This window comes from Arthrobacter sp. ISL-30 (genome assembly GCF_018613855.1).
Classification (GTDB): domain Bacteria; phylum Actinomycetota; class Actinomycetes; order Actinomycetales; family Micrococcaceae; genus Arthrobacter.
Genome location: NZ_JAGGPK010000003.1, coordinates 75846 through 97982 on the forward strand (window position 1 = coordinate 75846; position 22137 = coordinate 97982).

19 protein-coding genes are annotated in these 22137 nt (G+C 62.7%); 12 read left to right on the forward strand and 7 right to left on the reverse strand.

The genetic code is table 11. The features are described 5' to 3' along the window. Positions 1-27 precede the first annotated feature (27 nt). Genes lspA through dnaE form a run of 3 tightly spaced genes read left to right on the forward strand, consistent with a single transcriptional unit; the run spans position 28 to position 5164 of the window. Entirely contained in the window at positions 28-654 is a 627-nt protein-coding gene (lspA, locus tag J7E82_RS00670) for a signal peptidase II (protein WP_214859359.1), read from the forward strand. Further along, a complete protein-coding gene (locus J7E82_RS00675; RefSeq protein ID WP_214859360.1) occupies positions 647-1573 on the forward strand; it encodes an RluA family pseudouridine synthase in 927 nt (308 codons plus the stop codon). Before lspA ends, J7E82_RS00675 begins: the two co-directional genes overlap by 8 nt. A 60-nt stretch (positions 1574-1633) precedes the next feature. Then, positions 1634-5164: a DNA polymerase III subunit alpha gene (gene dnaE / locus J7E82_RS00680; RefSeq protein ID WP_214859361.1), complete on the forward strand. Its 3531-nt coding sequence runs from the start codon at positions 1634-1636 to the stop codon at positions 5162-5164. Positions 5165-5184: 20 nt separating this feature from the next. Here the strand turns inward: dnaE and J7E82_RS00685 are convergent, their stop codons facing one another. Then, positions 5185-5643, reverse strand: a complete 459-nt coding sequence (locus J7E82_RS00685; RefSeq protein ID WP_214859625.1) for a flavin reductase family protein — start codon at positions 5641-5643, stop codon at positions 5185-5187. 157 nt (positions 5644-5800) lie between these two features. On the opposite strand from J7E82_RS00685, the gene J7E82_RS00690 reads away from it, so the two are divergent. The 3 genes from J7E82_RS00690 (at position 5801) to nrdR (ending at position 8510) form a co-directional block, all read left to right on the forward strand. After that, the gene (locus J7E82_RS00690) at positions 5801-6367 is read left to right on the forward strand and encodes a hypothetical protein (RefSeq protein WP_251041260.1); all 567 of its coding nucleotides are present in this window, start codon (positions 5801-5803) and stop codon (positions 6365-6367) included. A gap of 45 nt (positions 6368-6412) precedes the next feature. Continuing rightward, a complete protein-coding gene (gene hisD, locus J7E82_RS00695) occupies positions 6413-7789 on the forward strand; it encodes a histidinol dehydrogenase (RefSeq protein WP_214859363.1) in 1377 nt (458 codons plus the stop codon). Positions 7790-8000: 211 nt separating this feature from the next. Then, the gene (gene nrdR, locus J7E82_RS00700; protein ID WP_214859369.1) at positions 8001-8510 is read left to right on the forward strand and encodes a transcriptional regulator NrdR; all 510 of its coding nucleotides are present in this window, start codon (positions 8001-8003) and stop codon (positions 8508-8510) included. A gap of 147 nt (positions 8511-8657) precedes the next feature. On the opposite strand, the gene ppgK is transcribed toward nrdR, so the two are convergent. After that, positions 8658-9461, reverse strand: coding sequence for a polyphosphate--glucose phosphotransferase (ppgK, locus tag J7E82_RS00705; protein ID WP_214859371.1), 804 nt, complete (start codon positions 9459-9461; stop codon positions 8658-8660). Positions 9462-9531: 70 nt separating this feature from the next. After that, a complete protein-coding gene (gene map, locus J7E82_RS00710; RefSeq protein WP_214859372.1) occupies positions 9532-10410 on the reverse strand; it encodes a type I methionyl aminopeptidase in 879 nt (292 codons plus the stop codon). Positions 10411-10559: 149 nt separating this feature from the next. Here map and J7E82_RS00715 point away from each other — a divergent pair, with 149 nt between their 5' ends. Beyond that, entirely contained in the window at positions 10560-10724 is a 165-nt protein-coding gene (locus J7E82_RS00715) for an SPOR domain-containing protein (protein WP_214859374.1), read from the forward strand. 21 nt (positions 10725-10745) lie between these two features. Here J7E82_RS00715 and panB read toward each other — a convergent pair whose 3' ends face one another. Then, positions 10746-11663 (reverse strand): 3-methyl-2-oxobutanoate hydroxymethyltransferase, encoded by a 918-nt coding sequence (gene panB / locus J7E82_RS00720; RefSeq protein WP_214859377.1) that lies wholly within the window; start codon positions 11661-11663, stop codon positions 10746-10748. Positions 11664-11855: 192 nt separating this feature from the next. On the opposite strand from panB, the gene J7E82_RS00725 reads away from it, so the two are divergent. Genes J7E82_RS00725 through J7E82_RS00740 form a run of 4 tightly spaced genes read left to right on the forward strand, consistent with a single transcriptional unit; the run spans position 11856 to position 17191 of the window. After that, on the forward strand, positions 11856-13196 hold the full coding sequence (locus tag J7E82_RS00725; protein ID WP_214859379.1) for a glutamine synthetase family protein: 1341 nt from the start codon (positions 11856-11858) through the stop codon (positions 13194-13196). A 9-nt stretch (positions 13197-13205) separates the two neighbouring features. Beyond that, a complete protein-coding gene (locus J7E82_RS00730) occupies positions 13206-16217 on the forward strand; it encodes a bifunctional [glutamine synthetase] adenylyltransferase/[glutamine synthetase]-adenylyl-L-tyrosine phosphorylase (RefSeq protein WP_214859381.1) in 3012 nt (1003 codons plus the stop codon). Positions 16218-16249: 32 nt separating this feature from the next. After that, positions 16250-16654 (forward strand): VOC family protein, encoded by a 405-nt coding sequence (locus J7E82_RS00735; protein WP_214859383.1) that lies wholly within the window; start codon positions 16250-16252, stop codon positions 16652-16654. A gap of 21 nt (positions 16655-16675) precedes the next feature. Continuing rightward, positions 16676-17191, forward strand: a complete 516-nt coding sequence (locus tag J7E82_RS00740) for a GNAT family N-acetyltransferase (protein ID WP_214859385.1) — start codon at positions 16676-16678, stop codon at positions 17189-17191. 3 nt (positions 17192-17194) lie between these two features. On the opposite strand, the gene J7E82_RS00745 is transcribed toward J7E82_RS00740, so the two are convergent. Together J7E82_RS00745 and glnA are read right to left on the reverse strand one after the other, a co-directional pair. Then, positions 17195-19369 carry a glycogen debranching N-terminal domain-containing protein gene (locus J7E82_RS00745; RefSeq protein WP_214859387.1) on the reverse strand — a complete coding sequence of 725 codons (2175 nt, stop codon included), beginning with the start codon at positions 19367-19369 and terminating at the stop codon, positions 17195-17197. 175 nt (positions 19370-19544) lie between these two features. After that, positions 19545-20969 (reverse strand): type I glutamate--ammonia ligase, encoded by a 1425-nt coding sequence (glnA, locus tag J7E82_RS00750; RefSeq protein WP_214859394.1) that lies wholly within the window; start codon positions 20967-20969, stop codon positions 19545-19547. A gap of 324 nt (positions 20970-21293) precedes the next feature. Here glnA and J7E82_RS00755 point away from each other — a divergent pair, with 324 nt between their 5' ends. Next, positions 21294-21731, forward strand: coding sequence for an RDD family protein (locus tag J7E82_RS00755; RefSeq protein ID WP_214859396.1), 438 nt, complete (start codon positions 21294-21296; stop codon positions 21729-21731). A 54-nt stretch (positions 21732-21785) separates the two neighbouring features. Here J7E82_RS00755 and J7E82_RS00760 read toward each other — a convergent pair whose 3' ends face one another. Beyond that, positions 21786-22136 (reverse strand): DUF3817 domain-containing protein, encoded by a 351-nt coding sequence (locus tag J7E82_RS00760; protein WP_214859398.1) that lies wholly within the window; start codon positions 22134-22136, stop codon positions 21786-21788. Position 22137: the final 1 nt, after the last annotated feature.

The following is a 22137-nucleotide window of genomic DNA, read 5'->3' on the forward strand; positions in this document are numbered from 1 at the left end:
AACAGCCCACCTACGGATGAAAGACCTATGAGCGACGAACAACCCGGCGGCATCCCAACGCCCGCCCGACCGGCGCGCCCCCGCAGGCGCGCAGCCCTGCTTTGGCTTTTTGCCGGGCTGACAGTCTTCGCGTATGCCTTCGATCAGCTCACCAAACTGTGGGTTACGTCCACCATGGCTGAGGGGGAACGCATTCCGGTCCTCCCGCCCCTGCTGCACTGGTACTACATCCGAAACTCGGGGGCCGCGTTTTCCATCGGCGAAAACATCACCTGGGTGTTCAGCATCATTATGGCTACAGTTTCCGTGGTGATTCTCCTCCAGCTGCGCAGGCTGGGATCCATGTGGTGGGCGGTTGCCCTGGGACTGCTTCTCGGAGGAGCATTGGGAAACTTGACGGACAGGCTGTTCCGGGAGCCTTCGTTCGCCATGGGACACGTAGTTGACTTCATCCAGCTTCCGAACTTCGCGATCTTCAATATCGCAGATTCCGCCGTCGTCTCGGCTGTGGCGATCATCTGCCTGCTGACTCTTCGGGGCATCGGCCTGGATGGATCGCGCCAATCGGCTAAGGGGCAGCAGGCTTCCGCCACTGAGCAAGATTCCGCCAGTGGGCAGGGTTCCACACGCGGACAGGATGCGTCAGATGCCTGACCGGGTCATCATTCCCGACGAGCTCGGAGGGGCGCGGGCCGACGCCGGACTGGCGAAGCTCCTGGACATCTCCCGCTCCGCCGCGGCCCAGCTCATTGCGGAGGGCAATGTTGTGACGGCGGCCGGGGCGCTGGGAAAGTCTGCCAAACTCATCGCCGGAACAGTCCTGCAAGTGACCGTTCCGGAGCGGCGTGATCCGCTGGAAGTCGTGGAGGAAGTTGTGGAAGGCCTGGAGATTCTGCTGGACGACGACGACTTCGTGGTCATCGACAAACCCGTCGGGGTCGCCGCCCACCCTTCGCCCGGCTGGGTGGGGCCTACCGTCGTCGGTGGGCTTGCGGGCGCCGGCTACCGCATCTCGACGTCGGGTGCCTCCGAACGGGCGGGCATTGTGCACAGGCTCGACGTCGGGACGTCCGGCGTGATGGTCGTGGCGAAGACCGAGGACGCTTATACGGCCCTCAAGCGCGCCTTCAAGGAGCGAACGGTCGACAAGGTCTACCACGCGGTAGTCCAAGGCCTCCCGGACCCGCTTGAAGGCACAATTGACGCCCCTATCGGTCGCCATCCAGGCCATGACTGGCGCTTCGCCGTGATCGAGGACGGCCGCGCCTCGGTGACGCACTACGAGGTCCTCGAAGCGTACGGAAAGGCGACTCTGGTAGAGGTGCACCTCGAAACCGGCAGGACGCACCAGATCCGGGTCCATTTTGCGGCGCTCCGCCATCCTTGCGCCGGGGACCTTACCTACGGGGCGGACCCCCGCCTCGCCGCGAACCTGGGCCTCACACGGCAGTGGCTGCATGCCCGTCAGCTCGGCTTCAGCCACCCCCGCAGTGGCGAATGGATCGAGGTCACCAGCAAGTATCCCCCGGACCTGCAGTACGCGCTGGACCTGCTCGCCAGCGGCAACGCCTAACATCGGCGGCCACGCGCGCGTCGTCCGACAGTCTTTAGGGCAGCCCTATAGAATGTCGTGGTGACTTCCGGCAAGAACTCGTTTGTACATCTCCACAACCACACCGAGTACTCCATGCTGGATGGTGCAGCCAGGCTGGGGGACCTTTTCAGCCATGCCAAGGAACTCGGCATGGATTCCCTTGCCACCACTGACCACGGTTTCGTATTCGGTGCCTTCGACTTCTGGAACAAGGCCCGCAACGCAGGCGTGAAGCCCATCGTCGGCGTCGAGGCTTACTTGACGCCGGGCACCGCCCGGCAGGACAAGACTCGCGTCCGCTGGGGCGACGGCGGACGGGACGACGTCTCGGGTGCCGGCTCCTACACGCACATGACCATGTGGGCCGAAACCACCGAGGGCATGCACAACCTGTTCAGGATGTCGTCCCTGGCCTCGCTCGAAGGCTACCTTTACAAGCCTCGCATGGACCGGGACCTTCTTCAGACTTACGGCAAGGGCCTCATAGCAACCACTGGCTGCCCGTCCGGAGAAGTGCAGACCAAGCTGCGGCTGGGCCTGTACAAGGAAGCTATGCAGGCTGCCTCCGATTTCCGCGATATCTTCGGTGCGGACAACTTCTTCTGCGAACTGATGGACCACGGACTGGACATCGAGCGGAGCATCCAGGGCGACCTCATCAAGCTCGCCAAGGAGCTCGGGCTGCCGATGGTGGCCACCAACGACCTCCACTACACCCACGCCGAGGACGCTTCCTCGCATGCTGCGCTGCTGTGCGTGCAGTCCGGCTCCACCCTCGCGGACCCCAAGCGCTTCAAGTTCGACGCCGACGAGTTCTACCTGAAGTCCCCGGCGGAAATGCGGGCAATCTTCAGTGACCACCCGGAGGCCTGCGACAACACACTGCTCATCGCCGAGCGGTGCGATGTCGAGTTCAACACCAAGGCCAACTACATGCCCCGCTTCCCTGTGCCGGAAGGGGAAAACGAGGAATCCTGGTTCGTCAAGGAAGTCGAAAAGGGCCTGCAGTACCGCTACCCGAAGGGCATTCCTGATGCCGTCCGCAAGCAGGCGGACTACGAGGTCGGCGTCATCGTCCAGATGGGTTTCCCCGGCTACTTCCTGGTAGTTGCCGACTTCATCAACTGGGCCAAGAACAACGGAATCCGGGTCGGTCCGGGCCGTGGCTCGGGCGCGGGCTCCATGGCTGCCTATGCCATGCGCATCACGGACATCGACCCGCTGGAACACAGCCTGATCTTTGAACGCTTCCTCAACCCGGATCGCGTATCCATGCCCGACTTCGACGTCGACTTCGATGATCGTCGACGCCCCGAGGTCATCAAGTACGTCACCGGGAAATACGGTGACGAGCGCGTCGCCATGATCGTCACCTACGGCACCATCAAGGCCAAGCAGGCGCTCAAGGACTCCTCACGGGTGCTTGGTTACCCCTTCTCCACGGGAGAACGACTCACCAAGGCCATGCCCCCGGACGTCATGGGCAAGGGCATGCCCCTCTATGACATCCACAACCCGGAGGCGAAGCGCTATTCCGAGGCCGAAGAGATGCGGGAGCTGCTGAAGACAGATCCCGATTCGCAGAAGGTCTTTGAAACGGCCCTCGGCCTTGAAGGCCTGAAGCGTCAGTGGGGTGTCCACGCGGCCGGCGTCATCATGTCCTCGGACCCGTTGATCGACATCATCCCCATCATGCGCCGTGAGCAGGACGGCCAGGTCATCACGCAGTTCGACTACCCGACCTGCGAAGGCCTTGGCCTGATCAAGATGGACTTCCTCGGGCTTCGGAACCTGACGATCATCACCGACGCCGTCGAAAACATTAAGCTCAACAAGGGCATCGACCTGGTCCTTGAGGATCTTGAACTCACGGACAAGGCTTCCTATGAGCTGCTTGCCCGCGGAGACACCCTTGGGGTCTTCCAGCTCGACGGCGGGCCGATGCGGTCGCTGCTCAAGCTCATGCGGCCGGACCACTTCGAAGACATTTCCGCCGTGCTGGCCCTCTACCGGCCGGGCCCGATGGGCGCCAACTCGCACACCAACTACGCGTTGCGGAAAAACGGGCAGCAGGAAATCACGCCTATCCATGCCGAGCTCGAAGAGCCCCTGGCTGAAATCCTTGGTACCACCTATGGCCTGATTGTGTATCAGGAGCAGGTTATGGCCATTGCGCAGAAGGTGGCCGGATACTCCCTGGGCCAGGCGGATCTGCTCCGCCGTGCCATGGGCAAGAAGAAGAAGGAAGAGCTCGACAAGCAGTTTGAAGGCTTTTCCCAGGGCATGCGGGACAACGGCTATTCGGACGCGGCGATCAAGGCGCTGTGGGATATCCTCCTCCCGTTCTCCGACTACGCATTCAACAAGGCGCACACGGCCGCCTATGGAGTCATCTCGTACTGGACGGCCTACCTCAAGGCGCACCACCCTGCCGAGTACATGGCAGCGCTGCTCACCAGCGTGGGTGATGACAAGGACAAGCTGGCCATGTACCTGAACGAGTGCCGCAAGATGGGCATCACGGTCCTGCCACCGGATGTCAACGAATCCAGCGTCAACTTCACCCCGGTGGGCACGGATATCCGCTTTGGCATGGCCGCGATCCGGAACGTCGGCGTGAACGTCGTTGAGGCCATGGTGGCGGCACGCGGGTCCGAGGGCGCGTTCACGTCTTTTAAGGACTACCTGCTGAAGGTTCCCGCCGTCGTCTGCAACAAGCGGACCGTTGAATCACTCATTAAGGCCGGGGCGTTTGACTCCCTCGGGCATCCGCGGCGCGCCCTGGCGATGATCCATGAAGAAGCCATTGATTCGGTGATCACGCTCAAGCGGAATGAGGCGATCGGACAGTTTGACCTGTTCGCGGGATTCGAAGACCAGGAACCCGAAGCGTCGCTCACCACGGAGATTCCCGACCTGCCAGAGTGGGAGAAGAAGGACAAGCTCTCCTTCGAGCGCGACATGCTTGGGCTGTACGTGTCCGACCACCCGCTACAGGGCCTTGAAGGGCTCCTGAGCCAGCACGCGGACCAGACCATCACGTCCGTGATCGGCGAAGAAGGGCCCCAGGACGGTGCCATCATCACGATCGCCGGGATGATCACCTCCCTGAGCCGAAGGATAGCCAAGGCCAGCGGCAACGCCTACGCCCGTGCCGAAATCGAAGACCTCGGCGGCTCCATGGAGGTGATGTTCTTCGGGCAGGTCTACGGACCAATCGCCTCCGTCCTGGCCGAAGACCTCATTGTGGTGGTGAAGGGCCGGCTGCAAAAGCGCGACGACGGCGCCGTCACACTGAATGCCATGGAGCTCTCAGTGCCGGACCTCAGCGAAGGCGTCAATGGGCCCGTCGTGATCACCCTGGCAACTCACAAGGCGACGGAATCGGTGGTTACGGACCTCCGCGATGTCCTGCGGACCCACAGGGGTAACTCTGAGGTTCGCCTCAACCTGACCGGTGATACGAAGGTTGAGGTTATGGCTCTGCCCATCCACCTCCGCGTTAATCCCAACCCGGCTTTGTTCGGAGACCTGAAGGTCCTGTTGGGACCGGCCTGCCTGGACAACTGAGGAGGCGGGACAACCAGCCGTCAGATCTCGTAATCGAGGGGTGCGGGCTGGCTGTAGGCCCCGGAGTGGTATAGCAGGGGAGCCCCGTCTTCGCCTACCTGACCGTCCACAACTTCCACCACTACGACGGCGTTGTTTTCGAATGAGAGGCGCATCTGGATTTTGCCGATGAGCCAACCCGTCACGTCGTTGAGGATGGGTACCTCGTGGGGCCCGAATTCCCAGTGGTCGCCCTCGAAGCGGTTCCGTGTGCGCGCGAAGCGATCGGCGAGTTCCTGGTTCTCCAGCCCGAGCATGTGCAGGCCGATGTAGGTGGCGTTCGCGACGGCGGGCCAGGAGCGGGAACTCCTGGCCATGTTGAAGGTGAACCTTGGCGGTTCGGCGGACAGTGACGCGACTGATGTTGCAGTGAACCCATAGGGAACTCCGTCATGGTTGACGGTAAGGATGGCGACGCCTGCGGCATGGCGACGGAACATTTCCTTGAACGTGCCCACGAAGGCTGCGCTCTCTGGGGCCACTCTGATCGTTCTCCTGCCCTATCCGGTTGATTCAAGCCTTTCGGCAACAGTAGCGGCCGCCTGCCAACGCGACGCCCGCTCGGGATGGTCCTGACAATTTGTTAATGTTTATGTCATGACGCGACCCGAATCCGGCAGGCCCCTCTACGGTGAACTTTACGCTTCTCCAGGGGGCGAGGCTCCGGCTTCGGTGGCAACGACCGGCGCGAAGAAGGCACTCTGGCCGTGGGTGGTGTTTCAAGCCGCTGCAGGCCTGGCGGTTGGGCTGGCATGGTGGCTGCTTGCCCCGGGCGGGCTGAATCTCTTATCCGGGAACCCGTCACTGGCGGACGGAACGCGCATTGAGGCCTGGCTGCCACGGGACCTTGTCCTCGCCGGCCTCTTCCTGCTTGCAGGTAGTTTTGTCGCCGTCCTCCTTGATGGCAGGCCGCAGGATTCCCTTCTCCCGAGGAGGATTGTCCTGGTAGTCATAGGTGGAGCCGCGGGCGCCCTCACCGCCTGGCTCGTTGGTGTCCAGGCGGGGCAATGGTGGGGCCCGCCGGCCGATACCTTGGAGCATCCGAGCATGGCGTTCTCCCTGCGTTCCCTGGCAGTGCTTGCCTTGTGGCCGGGGGCCGCCGCGGCCTGCACCTTCGTCCTGAACCTCATAAGCCTGATGCGGAAGCCCTCCGTCGAACACTGACGGCCACCGACACCTGGCAGCCTTGGGTGCACGTAAAATAGCCGGGTGACCAATTCTCCGGAGAGCCCCACAGCATCCCTAGCCGCCCCAGTTGACTTCCGCACTATCGACCTGCGGGGCCGCCACATGTCACTGTTAGAGTTGCGAGCTGCCGTTCCCCGCGCCCGGCATGAAACCACGGCAGACGCCGAAGCGAAGGTCCTGGACATTATCAAGGGTGTCCGTGAACGCGGTTTCGAGGCGTTGGCCGAGCTGGCGAGCCGTTTCGACGGCGTTGAGCAGACTCATCCCCGGGTACCGGCGACGGCCATCCAGAACGCGCTGCAGAACCTCGACCCGGACGTCCGGGCTGCCATGGAGGAATCGATCAGCCGTGCCCGCCGTTTCGCGGAGGGGCAGAGGCCCGGGAACGTGGACGTTGAACTGGCCGACGGAGCTGTGGTCAGCCAAAACTGGGTTCCCGTGGCCCGTGTGGGACTTTACGTGCCTGGGGGACTGGCCGTTTATCCCTCTTCCGTCATTATGAACGTTGTGCCTGCCCTGGCAGCGGGCGTCTCCTCCATCGCGCTGGCATCCCCGCCGCAAAAGGAGTTCGATGGGCTCCCGCACCCCACCATCCTGGCGGCCGCAGCACTGCTCGGAATCGAGGAAGTCTATGCCATCGGCGGGGCACAGGCGATTGCATCCTTTGCCTACGGAGTTGAGGGGGAGGGCGAGCTTGGTCCGATTGAGCCCGTCGACGTCGTCACCGGGCCCGGCAATATCTTCGTTGCCACCGCCAAGCGACTGGTGAAGGGGGTTGTCGGAATTGACTCGGAGGCAGGGACCACTGAAATCGCCATCCTCGCCGACGCCAATGCCAAACCGGCACTGGTGGCCGCTGACCTCATCAGCCAGGCCGAGCACGATCCGAAGGCAGCGTCCGTGCTGGTCACGGACTCCGAAGAACTGGCTTACGCCGTACGCTCGGAACTGGCCCTCCAGGTTGCCTCAACCAAGCACTCCATCCGGGTACTGCAGGCTCTCTCCGGCCCGCAATCGGGCGTGGTCCTGGTTGACAACCTGAACCAGGGAATCGCCGTCTGCGATGCATACGCAGCAGAGCACCTTGAGATCATGACCGCCGACGCCCCGGCTGTCGCGGGCCGAATCCGCAATGCCGGCGCAATCTTTGTCGGCGATTACAGTCCCGTCAGCCTGGGTGACTACTGCGCGGGCTCCAACCACGTCCTGCCAACGAGCGGCACTGCCGCGTTTTCTTCCGGCCTCAATGTGACCACCTTCCTTCGGGCCGTGCAGGTCATCAACTACGACAGGAAAGCCCTCGAGGAAGTCAGCGGCCACATTGTGAGCTTGTCCGACGCCGAGGATCTTCCGGGGCACGGAGATGCCGTCAGGATTCGCTTTGGGGAACATGGCTAGCGGAGCGTGAACCTGGAAGCCTGAATGCCAGGGCGGCTGAAAACCGGGTCAGCCAGGCAACCACTACATGTGGTAATTACAAGCTTGTCATTAGGCTAAATGTAGTCGTAGACTGGTGCCGGAAGGGAAACTTCCGGCACCTTTTTGCGACTTCCGGCCACGCCGGCGTCGTACATTCCGAAAGCCGGACCCTCGCAGGGAGAGGACCAACGTGTATTGCCCGTTCTGCCGCAACCCTGATTCCCGCGTCGTCGACAGCCGCATGGCCGACGACGGATCCTCCATCCGCCGGCGGCGTCAGTGCCCGGAATGTGGCCGGCGCTTCACCACGGTTGAAACTACCAGCCTGTCCGTCATCAAGAGGTCGGGCGTGGCCGAGCCTTTCAGCCGCATCAAGGTGATCAACGGCGTTCGGAAAGCGTGCCAGGGCCGGCCTGTGACTGAAGACGACCTTGCACTGCTGGCACAGGAAGTCGAAGAGCAAATCCGTGCCTCCGGAGCCGCCGAGATCGACGCGCATGAGGTGGGGCTGGCCATCCTTGGTCCCCTCCAGAAGCTGGACAAGGTTGCGTACCTGCGTTTCGCCAGTGTCTACCAGGCCTTCGAATCCCTTGAGGACTTTGAATCAGCCATTTCGCTCCTGCGGCATGAGGGCGATGTGGAAGCGAAAGCTGCCGGGGGCAAGAGCCCGGATAAGAGCTCTGAAAAGAGCCGGCTCTAGTTCCGGTGGTGGCAGCGGAGGGGAAGCCGCAGCTACCACCGGCACAACGCCGTTATGTAAAGGTGTTGTGAACTGACGACGGCGACCAGCAAGCTTGGTTTTCTAGCCAAGTGCCGGTCGCCGTCGTGGTTTTTTGCGGCTGTCCGCCTACTCGGCGAGCTTGCGGTTTAGGGCAACTTCGAGGGCGGCGCCCACGATGCCGGCGTCGTTCTTCAGCTCGGCTGTGACGATCTTTGTGCGGAGCTTAAGGTGCGGGAAATATTCGTCCGAACGCTTCGAGATACCGCCGCCAACAATGAAGAGTTCCGGGGAGAACAGGAACTCGACATGGGAGAAATAGCGCTGGAGCAGGACGCTGTATTCTTCCCAGCTCAACCCGTCGCGTTCCCTGGCGACGGCGGACGCCTTGCTTTCGGCGTCGAATCCGTCGATTTCCAAGTGGCCGAGTTCGGCGTTGGGGACGAGCTTGCCGTCGAAGATAAAGGCTGAGCCGATTCCAGTGCCCAGGGTAATGACCAGGACGGTACCATTAACGCCTGCTCCGGCGCCGTAGCGGGCTTCGGCGAGGCCGGCGGCGTCGGCGTCGTTGATGACCTCGACGGGCCGGCCCAGGCGGGCCGTCAGCAGTGCATCGATGTCTTTGTCGAGCCAGGACTTATCCACATTGGCAGCCGACCGGACCACGCCGTGCTGGATGATGCCGGGGAAGGTGAGGCCTACGGGGGCATCGGCCGCGGGAGCATCCGGGCGGGAGGAGAGCTCCTCAACGATCTGGGCCACCACTTCGGCGACGGATTCAGGAGTTGCTGGCTGGGGCGTCGGGATGCGGAAGCGGTCACCGATCAGCTTGCCCTTTTTGAGGTCGACGATGCCGCCCTTGATCCCGGTACCGCCGATATCGATGCCGATCAGCGGGGCGCTCTTGTGTTTCTTCTCGTCCTTCTTGCTCAATGCGATTCCATTCGTGGCGGGGGCGGGTGGGCGTGGGGCAGCCACATGGCTGCGGTGCTCTTCCGGTAGCTCAGGGAAGGGTCAAAATCTCGGCGCCGGTCTCCGTGACCAGCAGGGTGTGCTCGAATTGGGCGGTGCGTTTGTGGTCCCGTGTCACAACGGTCCACTCATCGGCCCACATGTCCCATTCGATGGTGCCGAGCGTGAGCATCGGTTCAATGGTGAAGGTCATGCCGGGTTCAATGACTCTGTTGTAAGCGGGCGCGGCGTCGTAGTGGGGGATGATCAGGCCGGTGTGGAAAGCCTCGCCGACGCCGTGACCTGTGAAGTCGCGTACTACGCCATAGCCGAAACGCTTGGCATATGATTCGATCGCGCGGCCAATGACGTTGATTTCCCGGCCGGGGGCGACGGCCTTGATAGCACGGTTCAGCGCTTCCTGCGTACGTTCCACCAGGAGTCGCGATTCCTCGTCGACGTCTCCCACCATGAAGGTGTAGTTGGTGTCTCCATGGACTCCGCCGATGAACGCCGTGATGTCGATGTTCAGGATGTCCCCGTCCTGAACCACGGTGCTGTCTGGAATGCCGTGGCAAATGACCTCGTTCAGGGACGAGCAGAGCGATTTGGGGAATCCGCGGTAGCCCAGGGTCGAGGGGTAGGCGTTGTGGTCAAGGAGGAACTCGTGGCCGATACGGTCCAGCTGGTCGGTAGTAACTCCTGGCCAGATGTGCTTGCCGACCTCCACGATGGCCTGGGCGGCGATACGGCTGGCCACGCGGATCTTCTCGATGGTCTCAGCGGACTTGACCTCAGAGCCGGTGAACTTCTCGGGTCCCTTCCTGCCCACGTATTCCGGGCGCGGAATCGACGCCGGTACCGGCAGCTGGGGACTGACCGTTCCGGGAACCAGCATACCGATGGGTGCAGTCGAAGCGAGAGAAGGCATAGATTGATCATATAAGGGACGAAAGAGACGCAACTAACAGAGCCCGGAAAGACGACGCTGAGGCTTCAAAGGTTACGCCGGGCGGGACCGGCACAGGCCGGCCGGAGCCGTTTGCTGGCCGGTATCAACGACGATCAGCAGGAGGAACAGTGACCGAGTACTGGTACAACGTGAAGACGCATGAGATTGAAGAAGATGCGTTGTCTGACTGGACGCAGCTGATTGGGCCGTACAAGACGCGCGAAGAGGCGGAGCACGCCCTGGAAAAGGTCAGGGCACGCAACGAAGCCTGGGAGAAGGACGACGACTTCTAGCCGATCCTGCACTCTCCCTCCTCAGAAGGAGTGCTCAGGTCCCGGGAATTGGCCCGATCGGACATCATCCCCATAGGCCCTTGCAGCCTCGGCCAGGGTGCTGCGAAGATCCGCATACTGTTTGACGAAGCGGGCCATCTTGCCGCCCCGCAGTCCCGCCATGTCCTGCCAGACGAGAACCTGGCCTGTTGTTGCGTTCCCGGCACCGATTCCGATCGTCGGGACAGCGACGGCGGCGTCGACGGCGGCCGCCGTTTCGGCGGGGACCATTTCCATCAGGACACTAAAGGCCCCCGCGTCGGCAAGGGCGACGGCGTCTTCGATCAACCGGCTGGCGTCATCTCCGCGGCCCTGGACCCGATAACCGCCGAGGGAATGTTCGCTCTGGGGCGTGAAGCCGATGTGGGCCATGACTGGAATTCCGGCCTGTACCATCGCCTGGACCGTCTCGGCGTAGAACTTGCCGCCTTCGATCTTCACCGCGTGCGCGAGGCCCTCCTTCAGGAACCGGACTCCGCTGGCGACAGCCTGCTGGGGTGAAACCTCGTAGCTGCCGAAGGGGAGGTCCGCGACGATCAAGGCGCGCTTGGCCGAGCGGGCCACGGCACGGCACAGGGGCAGGAGCTCATCGACCGTGACGGGCAGGCTCGTCTCGTTTCCGAAAACATTGTTCGACGCAGAGTCGCCAACTAGAAGGACCTCGATGCCGGCCTGGTCAAAGATCTCCGCAGTGTACTGCTCGTAGGCCGTGAGCATGGCGAAGCGCGAGCCCTCCGCCTTGGCCTGCTGAAGGTGATGCGTGCGCACGCGTGAGGCAGGCTTCTTCGCCGTGCCGGATTCCACAGCTCCGGACGCCGCCGAAGTGCCGGTGGGACCGTTGCCGTAGGGCGCAGGAAGCTCTGTGGGCAGGTCTGGTTCAGGATTGTTGCTCGAGGCCATGATTAGAGAGTAGTGGTGGAGGCGGCGCCGTAGCCACTGGAGGCCCTGGCCATGGCGATGTAAACGCTGTGTTACGCACCCGATGCCTTCAGCATTCATTGGCAATGCTTAGTAGAGTGAATGCTGAGCTGCCGCACGCTTCCAGAAGGATGGAATCCGCGGCATGGACGTTGACCCGGGAAAGAGGGCCCTATGGACCGCCAGCAAGAATTTGTTCTGCGGACAATTGAAGAGCGTGACGTGCGCTTCGTGCGTCTGTGGTTCACCGACGTCGTCGGTTCGCTCAAGTCCGTGGCGCTGGCCCCGGCCGAGGTTGAAGGCGCTTTCGAAGAAGGCCTCGGTTTTGACGGCTCCGCCATTGAAGGCCTGGCCCGGGTGTTCGAATCCGACATGCTGGCTCAGCCGGATCCCTCCACGTTCCAGATCCTGCCGTGGCGCGGGGAGACCGAGCAGACCTCAAGGATGTTCTGTGACGTCCTGACTCCGGATGGCGAGCCTTCTACGGCCGATCCCCGAAACGTCCTCAAGCGCACGCTGGCGAAGGCCGCTGATATGGGCTTCACCTGCTACACACATCCCGAAATCGAGTTCTACCTGCTCAAATCGCAGGAGCTTGGCCCTAACGGTGCACCGGTGCCGGTGGACGAGGGCGGCTATTTTGACCATGTTCCGGGCGGCGTCGCCCAGGACTTCCGGCGCACGGCGGTTACCATGCTGGAGTCTGTCGGGATTTCCGTGGAGTTCAGCCATCATGAGGGCGGACCGGGGCAGAATGAAATTGACCTCCGGTATGCCGATGCCCTCCAGACGGCGGACAACGTTATGACGTTCCGCACGGTGATCAAGGAGGTGGCGCTCCAGCAGGGCACCTACGCCACATTCATGCCCAAGCCCTTCACGGACCACCCGGGCTCCGGGATGCACACCCACTTCTCCCTCTTTGAGGGCGACACCAACGCGTTCTACGAAGCCGGGGCGGAGTTCCAGCTCTCCAAGACGGCCCGCCAGTTCATTGCCGGCATCCTGCGGCATGCTCCGGAGTTCACCGCCGTCACCAACCAGTTCGTGAACTCCTACAAGCGGCTTTGGGGCGGGGGAGAGGCGCCGAGCTACCTGAGCTGGGGCCACAACAACCGCTCCGCGCTGGTGCGCGTACCGCTCTACAAGCCGGGCAAGGGGCAGAGCGCCCGCATCGAGTACCGAGGCATTGATTCCGCGACCAACCCGTACCTCGCCTATGCCGTGCTGTTGGGGGCGGGCTTGAAGGGCATCGAGGAAGGCTATGAACTGCCGCCGGCAGCGGAAGACGACGTCTGGTCGTTGACCTCGGCTGAGCGCCGCGCCATGGGTCACGATCCCCTGCCTGCGAGCCTGCATGATGCTATTCGGGCCATGGAGGAATCGGAACTGGTAGCGCAGATCCTGGGCGAGCAGGTCTTCGAACACTTCCTGCGGAACAAGCGTGCCGAATGGCAGGATTACCGCCTGCAGGTGACGCCGTACGAGCTGCAGCGCAATCTCGGTATTCTCTAGGCGGTACTCATGAGCCTTGCCCGGCGCCTTATTGCGTCCGGTTTTACTGATCTCGAAAAGGGGGAGCGGTTCCTTGCCGCGCCCGAGCTCGAAGGGATCGACCAGGACACGCTGTTTTCCGGACTTCAGCTTGCCGCCAGCCCAGACACTGCGCTCCAATCGCTTGTCCGGCTCATCGAGAAGAACGCCGCGGTCAGGGAACTGGCTGCCGCCCACCCGGATCGCAGTGAGTCCCTCTACAGACTGCTCGGTGCGTCCGAGGCGCTGGGTGAATTCCTGATCCGCCATCCGGAGCACTTGACGGTCTTCGATTCCCGGGTCAGCCCGGAGCCGATGCCTGCCGCGGCCGAGGCGCTGCGGGCCACCCTGTTGCGCTCTGTCCAGGCAGACCCGATGGTGGCGCGGCCGGTTGCGGCTTTGACCGGGCCTCCTGCGTATGCCGCACTTCGCACGGCGTATCGGCGCGGACTCGCAGACCTGGCCGTCAAGGATTTGTGCGCTGCCTCGCCGCAGGACTACATGCCGTCCGTCGGTGCTGAGCTGGCGGATCTCGCGGGCGCAGCCATTGAGGCGGCGCTGGCTGTGTCCCGAGCCGAAGCCTCGGCGAAGTTTGGGCCCGAGGACATTGCCGCCGTCGGCCTTGCCGTCATAGGCATGGGCAAGTGCGGTGCCCGGGAACTGAACTATATTTCCGACGTCGACGTCATCTACGTGATCGAGGCGGACGGCATGGATGACCCGCAGGCGAGCACGATAGGCAGCGCGTTGGCGGCTGGCATTTCCCGGGCCATTTCCTCCCCGGGTCCAGAGCCTGGACTCTGGGAGGTGGACGCGAATCTTCGTCCGGAGGGGAAGTCCGGGCCGCTGGTTCGAACCCTACCCTCCCATTTGAGCTATTACCACCGCTGGGCGGAAAGCTGGGAGTTCCAGGCCCTCCTGAAGGCTCGAACGATTGCCGGCGATCGGCAGCTGGGGGCACGCTACGAGGAGGCCGTGCAGCCCCTGGTCTGGGCCTCCGCGGGACGGGACGGATTCGTGGAATCCGTCCAGGCGATGCGTCGGCGCGTGACATCCAACATTCCCCCTGCCGAGGAGCAGCGGCAGATCAAGCTCGGCCCCGGAGGCTTGCGCGACGTCGAATTTACCGTCCAGCTCCTGCAGCTGGTGCACGGAAAGTCCGACGAGTCACTGCGCAGCAGGGATACCACCTCCGCCATTGCCGCGCTCTCGTCAGGCGGGTACATCGGGCGTGTCGACGCCGCCGGCTTCGATCATGCCTACCGTTACCTGCGCCTGCTGGAACACCGGATCCAGCTTTTCCAGATGCGGCGGACCCACCTCATGCCAGTTAATGAGGACGCGCTGCGATTCCTGGCCAAGGCCGTTCTTGGCCCGTTCTCCACCGAGCGGCCGCACCCCGATGCGCTCGTTGCTACATGGCAGAAGACCAAGCGTTCCGTCCGCGAGCTGCACGACCGCATCTTCTACCGCCCGCTGTTGAATACCGCTGCAAAGCTAAGTTCCGAGGATACGAGGCTTACCCCGGAGGCAGCCCAAGGGCGGCTGGCGGCGCTTGGGTATCGCGACCCGCAGGGCGCCATGCGCCATATCGAAGCGCTCACGGCAGGCGTCAGCCGCCGCGCTGCGCTCCAGCGTCAGCTGCTGCCGATCCTGTTGGGCTGGCTCGCTGAGGGTGTGGATCCCGACGCCGGCCTCCTGGCCTTCCGGCGTGTCAGCGAAACGCTGGGCACCACTCACTGGTACCTCGGAATGCTGCGCGACTCGCAGGCGGCGGCCGAGCGGCTCTGCCATATGCTGGCTAATTCCCGGCTGATTGCCGACCTGCTGGAAGTCTCCCCGGAATCCGTCGCCTGGCTTGGCACCGACAAGGACCTGCGCGCGATCAGCTTCTCGGCCCAGTGGCAGGAAATCCAGTCGAAGATGTCCCGCCATTCGGATCCCGAGAGCGCCATGCGGCTCATCCGGCTGATCCGGCGCCGGGAGATCCTGCGCATTGCGATCGCAGACAGTTCCGGCCTCCTGGAACAGGACCAGGTTGGACATGCACTCGCGGATGCGGACCGCGCTGCCGTATTGGGTGCCCTACGCGTTGCCGAAGGCATCGTCACTGCCACCGAACCACTCAAAACCCGCCTTCTGGTCGTCGCCATGGGGCGCCAGGGGGGACGGGAAATCGGCTATGGCTCAGACGCCGACGTCATGTATGTCCACAGGGCAATGCCGGGTGTCCCCGAGGATGAGGCGCAGAAGCAGGCCGAAGCCATCGTGGCGCACATTTCGAGCCTCCTGACGCAACCCTTGAAGCCTGCGATCATGGCGGAACGGGTGTTGATGGTGGATGCTGACCTGCGCCCTGAGGGCAAGAGCGGGGCGATGGTCCGGTCCCTGGAATCGTATGCCGAGTACTATCGGCGGTGGTCCCTGATTTGGGAGGCCCAGGCACTCCTGCGGGCCCAGCCGATGGCAGGCGACGACGATCTTGCGGCGGACTTCCTTCGGCTCATCGACCCCATCCGCTATCCGAAATCGCTCGCCGAGCAGGATCTCCGTGAGATACGCAGGATCAAGGCCCGAGTGGAATCGGAGCGGCTGCCCCGCGGTGCGGATCCGGCGAGACACGTCAAGCTTGGCCGCGGCGGCCTGAGCGACGTCGAATGGCTCGTCCAGCTGCTGCAGTTGCAGCACGCAGGGAAGCATCCGGAACTGCGGACAACCTCCACGCTTGAGGCGCTTGCAGCCGCGCGTTCATTGGGGCTTCTCGGCAAGGGGGACGCGGACCTGTTGGGAAAGGCCTGGCGGCTCGCCAGCCGGATCCGATCGGCCAACGTTATTTGGAGCGGACGCGCTTCGGACGTCCTCCCCTCCTCCCGGCGGGACCTGGAAGCCGTGGCACGCTGGTGCGGCTATGAACCAGGGATGGCGGCCGCGTTCGAGGAAGATTACCTGCGGCTGAGCCGCCGCGCCCGCGCCGTCTTCGAGAAGGTGTTTTACGGGCAGTGACTTCCCCGGGACCGGCTGCTAGCTTGGGTCGCATGGCTACCCAATTATTCGTCAACCTGCCCGTCAAGGATCTGGACAAGTCGGTGGAATTCTTCACCGCCCTCGGCTTTTCCTTCAATCCGGATTACACCGATGAAAATGCCACGTGCATGATCCTCAATGACAATGCCTTTGTCATGCTCCTGGTAGAGAAGTTCTTCCAGACATTCACGAATAAGCCGGTCGCCGATGCGCGCGCCAGCACGGAGGTGCTCATGGCCATCTCCACTGACAGCAGGGACGAAGTGGACGACATGGTGCGCAAAGCCCTTGAGGCGGGCGGTTCACCCTCCAACGAACCCCAGGACCTCGGTTTTATGTACAGCCAGAGCTTTCAGGACCTGGACGGCCACCAGTGGGAGGTCCTGTGGATGGATGAGAGCTCGGTTCCCGAATAACTGTTTGGATAGGCTCTGAGGATGTCCCAAACCGTTTGGCTCATCCCCTTGAAGAGCCTCGATTCCGACGCACGCGATATCAAGCTGGGCGATGTCGCGGCTTTGAACCTGGGGCCGGGCCAGGAAAAGTTCGTCGGTGAGCCCCTCAAGATGACCCTCCTCGCCCTGGAGGATGAATCCCGGCTGCCCTATGTCATTGAAGCCAATGGAGAAGTAGTGGGCGTCCTGACGTTGCAGTTCGGAGCCGCGTCACTCGCCGGATGGCCCGACGACGATTCAGTGTGGCTCCTGCGGGGATTCCTCATTGACAGAAAGAGGCAGGGGGAAGGACTGGGAAGCAGTGCGGCTGCCGCAGCAGTGGACGAAGCCCGAAAGGTGACGGTCCGAAACGGGGGCGGCCAGGCCGGCGTCGTACTGTCCGTCAACGAGGGCAATTCCACAGGACTGGCCGCGTACGCCAGGGCCGGTTTCGTGGACCGCGGCCGGTACTTGGGCGGAAACTCCGGTCCGCAGCGGATTATGTACAGGAGCTTCTGATCCTCAAACCTGTTCCTGATACTTTTCAGGGAGCTTCCCGCGTTCTACGAGGTCGGCCAGCGAGGGCCGGATCCCGCGGTGCAGGACCATGCCGTCGGGCAGCCCCTTGAGGGAAACGCGTGAGCCCGTGACGTCGAGGGTGAGCCACCCTCCAGCCATCGGCAGATTGGTGGTGTGCAGCGACCCCCAGCTCCTGGGCAGCACCGGATCCAGCCAGAGACCGCCTTGGGAGACGTGTGCTTCGTAACGCAGCAGGCTCCGGATAAGCATCACCGGCGTGCCTGACGCCCAGGCCTGCGGGGAGCACGCGGTGGGGTAGGGCAGCGGCTCCGGGTAGTCGGACCGGTTGAAGCCGCAAAAGAGTTCTGGCAGGCGGTTGTCGGTGTACTCGGCTGCTTCCATGAGGGCAGTGGCGAGACGCTGTGCCTCCGAAACAAAGCCGTATCGCAGCATTCCGGCTACGATCAGGGAGTTGTCATGGGGCCAGACGGAACCGTTGTGGTAGCTCACCGGGTTGTAGGCGCCCATTGTGGTCGCGAGGGTGCGCACTCCCCAGCCGCTGAACATCTCGGGGGACATCAGGCGTTCCACGACCGACGCAGCCTTGTCCTTGTCGATGATGCCTGACCAAAGGCAATGACCCATATTGGATGCCAAGGCATCAACAGGGCGCTTGTCCCGGTCAAGTGCGACAGCGAAGTAGCCCTTGTCCGGCAGCCAGAACTGTTCGTTGAACTTCTCCTTCAGCCGCTCGGCGCTGTCCCGCAGTTCGGCGGCCAAGGTGGTATCGCCGGCCTCGTAGGCCATCCAGGCTCGGGCAACGTAGGCGCTGTACACGTAGCCCTGAACTTCGCAGAGCGCGATCGGAGGCTCGGCCAGGGTACCGTCCGCAAAATTGATGCCGTCCCAGGAGTCCTTCCAGCCCTGGTTGACCAGGCCCTGGTCATTGAGCCGCTGGTACTCCACGAAACCGTCGCCGTCGAGGTCGCCGTAATCCCGGATCCAGTCCAGCGCGCGGTCGGCATGGGGGATGAGCGCAGCAATGTCTTCAGCATGCAGGCCCCAACGACTGGCTTCACCCAGCAGCATGACGAAGAGGGGAGTGGCGTCCGCTGTTCCGTAATAGGCGGACTTGCCTCCAAGGGCCAGGCCGGTTCCGACGCCGAGACGCACCTCATGCAGGATCCTGCCCGGCTGTTCTTCGGTCAGGGGATCCACCTTGGTGCCCTGCCGCTCTGCCAGGGTCTGCAGGGTGCCTAGGGCGAGGGTGGCGTCGAGGGGCAGGACCATACAGGAGGCGAGGAGCGAGTCCCGGCCGAACAGGGCCATGAACCAGGGGGCACCGGCAGCAACGACCATCCGCTCGGGATGTTGCGGGTCGACGATCCGTAGCGCTCCCATATCGTCATGGGCGCGCTGGAGGGTACGTTCTACTGACCTGTTCCCCAGGCGGGTATTGGGGATGCTGGCATTCCAGGCCTGTTGACGCCTGTCCTGAGGGGATACTGTGTCCGGCGACAAGTGAAGCGGCGGCGCCGCCGCTTCAACCCCGTCTACTGTCGGCACAGCCGCGATCCGCACGGTCCATTCGCCCTGCGCGGGAATGGTCCACCCGAAATAGAGGCCTTCATCAGTGGCCTTTGGCTTGGCTCCCAAGGCGCGGATCACCACTCCCTTTCGGAGCTCCTGCCAGGCCGCTTCGATGCTGAGGGAGGCGTCATCGTGCCGGCGCTCCTGCTCCCAGGTCCTGTGTACGCGTCCATCCTTGACCTCGAAGAGGTCAGCAAAGTCGGCATCTACAGCCATCATCACTTCGCACACCGCGGGCTCCCGCCCATAGTTGTGGATGATGATGTCCTCGACGATTCCGACGCCCAGTTCCCGCCGCCGTTCGACCGTGAGGGGACTGTCCGCCCGCCCGTCGGACCTTGTGGCCCGGCCCACATAGGTCCCCTCATAGGGCACCTGGGTCCAGGCGCCAAGAGGTTCCAGCGGCTGGCCATTCACTGTGAGGCACCAGCGCGAAATGATCCTGGTGTCCTGGTAAAAGACGCCGTGGGGATGATGGGGGAAGATGTCCCCGTTCTGCAGCGAAATGCAAAACGACGAACCCTCGACCAGTGTTACTGCACCCGGTCCAGTTGGACCAGCCGCGATATCAGCATTCCATCCGGCCATTCCTGGCTCCCTTGAAAACCCTGGCTTCCTTGAAAAGTGTTCCCGCCATCACATTCTATCGGCTGGTAGCGACGAAAAAGGCGGCCACGGGTTGTGAAACCCATGGCCGCCTTTTTGCTATTCAGGAATTCCTGGAATTCCATGTGGACTGAAACAATTTCAGTCCGAGGAAGAATTAGACGCCGTAGTAAAGTTCGAATTCGTACGGGTTCGGACGCAGGGCCAGGGGCCTGATTTCGTTCTCGTACTTGTACTCAATCCAGGTGTCGATCAGGTCCTGGGTGAAGACGCCGCCTGCCTGCAGGAACTCGTTGTCCTCGCGCAGTGCCTCCAGTGCCTCCTCGAGGGAGCCCGGAGCCTTGGGGATGTCCTTGGCTTCCTCGGCGGGGAGTTCGTAAAGGTCCTTGTCGATCGGAGCCGGGGGCTCGATGCGGTTACGGATACCGTCGATGCCGGCCATCAACTGGGCGGCAAAGGCCAGGTACGGGTTGGAGGAGGGGTCCGGTGCGCGGAACTCGATGCGCTTGGCCTTAGGGTTGCTGCCCGTGATCGGGATGCGGATACCGGCGGAGCGGTTGCCCTGCGAGTACACCATGTTGACCGGAGCTTCGAAGCCCTTGACCAGGCGACGGTAGGAGTTGACGGTCGGGTTGGTGAATGCCAGGACGGCGGAAGCGTGCTTCAGCAGGCCACCGATGTACCAGCGGGCGGTGTCGGACAGTCCGGCGTAGCCCTTCTCGTCGTAGAACAGCGGGTCGCCGTTGTTCCACAGCGACTGGTGGCAGTGCATGCCGGAGCCGTTGTCGCCGAAGATCGGCTTGGGCATGAAGGTGACGGACTTGCCCCACTCCCAAGCGGTGTTCTTGACGACGTACTTGAACTTCTGCAGGTCGTCAGCAGCGTGCACCAGGGTGGTGAACTTGTAGTTGATCTCGGCCTGGCCGGCGGCGCCGACCTCATGGTGGGAGCGTTCAACTTCAAGGCCGGCCTCGTCCAGGTTCACGCACATGGCGTCGCGCAGGTCAGCCTGGTGGTCGACCGGTGCAACGGGGAAGTAGCCGCCCTTGAACGGGGTCTTGTAGCCGAGGTTGCCGGCCTCTTCTTCACGGCTGCTGTTCCAGGGAGCCTCGATGGAGTCAACCTTGTAGAACGAACCCTGCGGGGAGGACTCGAACTGGACGTTGTCGAAGACGTAGAACTCAGCCTCGGGGGCGAAGAAGGCGGTGTCGGCGATGCCAGTGGATGCCAGGTAGGCTTCGGCCTTCTCGGCCACACCGCGGGGGTCACGGTGGTAAGGGTCACCGGTGCGCGGGTTCACGATGGAGAAGTTAAGGGCCAGGGTCTTCTCGACGCGGAAGGTGTCGATGAAGGCGGTGGTCACGTCCGGAATGAGCTGCATGTCGGACTCGGCAATGCCCTGGAAGCCGCGGATGGAGGATCCGTCAAAGAGCTGGCCGTTGACAAAGAAGTCAGCGTCAACGCTCTTTGCCGGCACGTTGAAGTGCTGCTGGACGCCCGGAAGATCGGTGAAGCGGATATCGACGAACTTAACATCTTCGTCTGTGATGAACTTGAGGACTTCGTCCGCAGTCTTGAACATCTATGCTCCTTATGCATATGAAATAACAGGCCTACGAGGCCGTCTGGTCCAGCGCAAACCAAAAGCAGGGAGACACAAAAAATCCCCCTGCGCCATGGTCGCTAGCAACTTTTATCACCCTATGGACGTGGGGTTTCCCGGGAGTGTCCGTATTGTTTCGGGCATGTTACATAATTGCACCTTGTGTAAACGCTAGTGCGGAGTTTGCGTCCGGGTCCACTCGATTCCGGAGTGTGAACATTCCGCGCAAATACTGGCAAGGGCGCCTGCCATGCCGCAGCCCCCCGGTAAGCTTCCGGGCCGATGAGCCGTTAGGCTTTAAGGGTGGTTGATCGCAAAGACATAGGGTCCTGGCTCAGCGGGCCGGACACGTCCGGCATCTCGAAGTATCCCGGCGAACGGCTGGGGCTTCCTGAATCAGGTCCCGGCTCCATTGCCCGTGCAGGACGACGTATCCTGGCGATCGTCATCGACTGGACCATTGCGCTGCTGATCAGCAATTTCGCCTTTGGCGGGAACCAGTGGGCCACCCTGTCGATCTTCGCTGTCGAACAAATCCTGCTGATCGCGACCCTCGGTTACAGCATCGGTCACCGCATTGCCGGTATCCATGTTGTCCGGCTTGGCGGCCGACCGGCTGGCCCCATGGCCGCCGTCGTCCGGACCATCCTGCTCTGCCTCGTTATCCCCGCAGTCATCTTCGATCCTGACCAGCGCGGCCTCCACGACAAGGCAATGAACACAATGCTTATCCGCATGTAGCCTTTCGCCTGGGCTGTAACGCTCGACACGCTCGACGCCTGCTGCGGCCATTCACTAGACGCTTATCTTTTCCTGCTCTGCGCCATGAACGGCCGGCGTCAGCCAGCCGCGCGCACCGGCCCAGCGTTCGAAGGCGATCGTGGCAAAGGGCAGGACAGCGGAAAACCCTGCGGCAAGGGCCACCCGGAAGGGCCACCGCTGGATCCGCCACAGCGCCAAGGCCGTCACACCATAGCCAATGAACAGCGCGCCGTGGATCGGGCCGGCAATCTGCACCCCGAGCTCGCTCGACTGCACGACCCACTTGAAGAACATGCCCACGATCAGGGCTGCCCAGCTGATGGCTTCAGCAACAGCGAGTATTCGGAAGATCCTGAGCGTCGCGGGGGCAGGGGGAAGCTTCATC